Raw genomic sequence first — 4,165 nt, forward strand, 5'->3', positions numbered from 1 at the left:
TGCGTAACCACGGATTCTGATCAGACGAAAGCGCGCTCTCCCGAGCGCGCCCAGAAGATTTCGTGCTTTTCTCTTGACAAAGACTTACATGGATGGATGCCCGTCATTCGGGAGAAAGTCCTCTGAGCGTATCAAGCGGCGGCTACCTCCAAAGACAGACTGGTGTGAGCGGGGTGTCTACTCATGAGGCGGAGTCCTCCGCGCTGGGGCCGTTCTCATGCCTCTATACTTGCTGCAACCTCACTTAGGAGTCGTAGCATGCGTCTGCGTTCTTTTCCCCTTGCTTTGATCGTGTTCTCCGGTTTGGGGATGGCGATTCCTAGTGCGCGGGCCGAGCGGGAATTCCAGTTCCGGTTCATTGAGAAACCTGGGCCGTATGCAGTTGGGCTCAAGGTAATTGAGCAGTATGACGCCTCTCGCGTCTTCGAGATTGCGAGTGACGAACCTGATAAGGCCGCCCCCACCGAAGGCTGTCGGCCACTGCAGATGCTGGTGTGGTATCCGGCACAAAAGTCCAGCGACAAAATAATGACCTTCGGCGACTATGCAGCTTTGATCAAGACGGAAACTAGCTTCGGCAAGCCGGTCGAGAGTGGAAAGTCGCAGGCGTTTGTCGAGCAATACATGCATGGAGTCATGGCACTTCCTGCCTCGGCTGTTCGCGCTGCACCAATGCAGCCAGGTCACTTTCCGCTGGTGATTTACGCACCGAGCCTCAATGCTCCTGCCACCGAAAACATCGAAGGCGCTTGATGTCTCGTTCCTCATCGATTTCGCCAAGACATTACCGGACACAGATATGTCTGAGGTCGCGGCGATAGGTTACAGTTGGGGAGGAATGGCAGTCCTATTCGACGCGGCGCGAGACAAGCGCATCCACGCGTTGGTCTCGTTGGATGGCTCCTTTCGCTACTCTCCGGGCACGGTGCAGGAAGCCGGAGATGTTCATCCTGACCAGATTGTGATCCCGTTACTCGCCTTCAGTAGAGCCGAGGAGACACTGGAGTCTTGGGACGCCATGCGCCAGAGCAAGAATCAGGGTGGCCTCGTGCCAAACGTTCTAAACGAATGGACTCACGGCGATCTGCTGCACGTCCGCTTGCTTGCTGTTTCGCACATCCAATTCAGCTCTTTGTACCAGCGAAGTGATCGGCTTAGAAGAGAAGGGCCGCAATTTATACCGGCAGACTACTCACTGGAGGAAGGCGCGGTGAGCTACAACTGGATGGCACGGTACACTCTGGAGTTCTTGAACGCGTACCTGAACCACGATGCAGCGGCCTTGCTGTTCCTCAAGCGCACGCCGACCGAGAACAATGTTCCTAAGCACCTAATAGCGGCAAACTTTCGAGCGGCTTCAGGCAAGCAGGTCGTCAGCGGCCCGCCATCTGCAAAGTGAAGGTTGTCGGCAACCCTTCCTTAACGCTGTCGCTTTCGGATCGCCCGTTATCCAACCGCAATGCGAGACGTCTCTGTTTCGGCCAACACCAGTATGAAGCTAATCGCTGAGTCCGTTGGCCGTTTTGTAGGCTTTATTTAGTTCCGGAAAATCGACCATTGGCTCGTTTTCGTACCCCATAAAGTCAACAGTGAGGGACTGGTGCTGAGTGGTCGCCTTAAGGCTGCAGCAGCTGTTGCTCGATCTTGTCATAACAACGCAGGATCTCTGCCACGCTCCACGCCTGCGCGATACAGCCCTTCGGTACGAACGGGGCCGCCCCATCGAAGATCTCGCTTGCCGTGCCCAGGCCGGCGGACTGAAGGTGGTCGCTCATGGTGCTCAGGATTCGCATCGCCGCGGGCGCGTCATTGAACACGCGCAAGTGCGCCTCGACGAACGGACCCAGCAGCCACGCCCATACCGTGCCCTGGTGGTATGCCGCATCGCGACGGTTTTGATCGCCCGTGTAGATGCCGAAGAATGCGTCGTCGCTCGGCGCGAGTGAGCGCAGGCCGTACGATGTGAGCAGCGCACCCGAACAGACCTCCACCACAGCCTTCTGCCGCGCGGCGCTGAGCGGGCTTTCCCGCAGCGACACCGCGAGCAGCTGGTTGGGCCGCAGCAGCGCTTCGTTGCCGCCGGGGCCATCCAGAACATCGAAGCAATAGCCCGCGGCCGCATTCCAGAAGCGATCGAACCCTGCCAGCGCCCACGCCGCCAAGCCGTCATACCGGCTCGGATCCCTCCCCAGCTGTTTGGCAAAGTCGGACATCACCAACTGGGCGCTATACCAGAGCGCGTTGATCTCCACCGGTTTTCCGATACGGGGAGTGATGACCGTATCGCCGACCTTGGCGTCCATCCAGGTCAGTTGCACACCGGCTTGGCCGCCACGAAGCAGGCCGTCCGCCGGGTCCAGACCAATGCCGTAGCGCGTGCCATTCACATGCGCTTCCACTATATTTTCCAGGATGGGAAAGAGGTCCTGCAATAGCTGACGGTCCTGGGTCGCTTCCAGGTAGGCTCGAATCGCCTGGAAGTACCACAGACTCGCGTCCATGGTGTTGTACTCCGGCGTGTCGCCCACGTTGGGAAAACGGTTGGGCAGCATCCCCTGACTCACATATTTCGCAAAGGTCCGCAGGATCTTCCGGGCGATGGGGGCACGACCGGTCACCAGCGTCAGCCCTGGCAGGCTGATCATCGTATCCCGTCCCCAGTCATCGAACCAGTGGTAGCCCGCAATCACGCTCTTGCCTGCAGCCTGCTGGGCGACGGCGCGGTTGACGATGAACTGGTCTGCCGCCAGCACGTATTGCTCGATCCAGTCCGGCGCCACACCTGCATTGGCCGCACGCGTCATCTGCCAGGAGTCCAGCAGGCTCTGGTCGTAAGCGCGCCGTGTACTCAGGGCTTTGGTATCGAAGGACGGCGCATCTTCTGCGCTCGCCAGCACCTGCACTGTGCCACCGTTGGTGAGCACCACCTGAAAATTGGCCACGTGTACATGGTTGTCTGAGCTCGACAGGCCGCGTGCATCCTCCTGCGGCAGGTAGAAGTTGGTGAAGAGTTCGTTGGCCGGCGCGACACTTCCTTGGGAGACGCGTACCGTGAGTGGCCTCGCGGTCGGATCCGCGGCAACCACTTTCACGCCATCGGCCAGCGCGTTTACCGTCAGGGGCCAGGCTACACGTCCGGTGTTGTGAAACACGCGATTATCCGCAATGGCTGACAATCCGAGTTCGACTGGCCCTGCGGCGCCGATCACGGTGTACTCGATGTAGGTCGTGTTGGCTTCGCGCTGCATCCACACGCGCTTCTGCAGCAGCGCATCGCCGCACGCAAACGTCCACACCGGCACCGAGCCCTCCAGCTCGAAGCTCTGCAGGTTCTTATACCCTTCGGGCGAGACCGAACCGCTGGCCCAGCGGTTGGTGCCGAGCGCGTAGGTGACGCCCGCGTACTCTACCGTCTCATCCAGCTTCACCAGCATCACGCGACGGTCAGTGGGCGGCGTCAGCGAGGCGACCAGCAGACCGTGATATCCGCGCGTCAGCGAGCCGGCCGCGGAACCCGAAGCATAGCCACCGATGCCATTCGTCACCAGCCACTCGCGCGTCTCGAGTACGTCGAGATCACCGGTGATCTCCCGACCAAAGCGGATGGGCATGGCTCAGGCTCCCGTGGCAATCTCCAGCGTGTTCATCGTGCTCTTGTTAGAGCTCTGCTCCGGATCGATCCCGGTTGGGGAAGCGACAACATTTCGTAGCCACCTAGTTTTATTGCAAGCGTGCATTGTGCTCATATAGATAACCTTACCGCCGGAAACGCGCGTCGTGGTTATTCCCGAGTTGTCGGCTACTTCGTCAATAACCCGTCGGCTAACACCTCCAAACCGATTGAATCGGAAGACGACCGGTAAGGTGCGGTTTGTTTGAATGTAAGTCAGTGAGGAGCACGAGGTGTTGCAAAGGCTGAACTCAGCGGTGAAGCTGATTCAGAGAACTACCCCGGAGGCTCCTTGAGAGACGATATGTATTACATCGGACTGGATGTTCACAAGAGGACGATCAGCTATTGCGTGAAGGACGCGGCTGGTCACGTGCATCAGGAAGGAAAGATCGGGTCCACCCGGCGCGAGCTGGACGCCTGGATCAAGACCCTTCCCCAACCCCGGACGATCGCCATGGAAGCGACGATCTTTACTGGGTGGATCTACGATCA

Annotated in this window: 3 protein-coding genes and 1 pseudogene; 3 read left to right on the forward strand and 1 reads right to left on the reverse strand. The window is 59.0% G+C overall.

Annotated features, from left to right (window positions below):
• The first annotated feature begins 258 nt into the window (after positions 1 to 258).
• Together Q363_RS30830 and Q363_RS30835 are read left to right on the forward strand one after the other, a co-directional pair.
• Positions 259 to 753 carry a hypothetical protein gene (locus Q363_RS30830; RefSeq protein ID WP_035358411.1) on the forward strand — a complete coding sequence of 165 codons (495 nt, stop codon included), beginning with the start codon at positions 259 to 261 and terminating at the stop codon, positions 751 to 753.
• Between the two features lie 85 nt (positions 754 to 838).
• On the forward strand, positions 839 to 1,399 hold the full coding sequence (locus Q363_RS30835; protein WP_157467995.1) for a hypothetical protein: 561 nt from the start codon (positions 839 to 841) through the stop codon (positions 1,397 to 1,399).
• A 217-nt stretch (positions 1,400 to 1,616) separates the two neighbouring features.
• On the opposite strand, the gene Q363_RS30840 is transcribed toward Q363_RS30835, so the two are convergent.
• The gene (locus Q363_RS30840) at positions 1,617 to 3,611 is read right to left on the reverse strand and encodes an amylo-alpha-1,6-glucosidase (RefSeq protein WP_035358413.1); all 1,995 of its coding nucleotides are present in this window, start codon (positions 3,609 to 3,611) and stop codon (positions 1,617 to 1,619) included.
• Positions 3,612 to 3,962: 351 nt separating this feature from the next.
• Between Q363_RS30840 and Q363_RS30845 the strand changes: the two are divergent.
• Positions 3,963 to 4,165 (forward strand): annotated as a pseudogene (locus Q363_RS30845) (hypothetical protein); the annotation flags it as partial.

This window comes from Edaphobacter aggregans DSM 19364 (genome assembly GCF_000745965.1).
Taxonomy (GTDB): domain Bacteria; phylum Acidobacteriota; class Terriglobia; order Terriglobales; family Acidobacteriaceae; genus Edaphobacter; species Edaphobacter aggregans.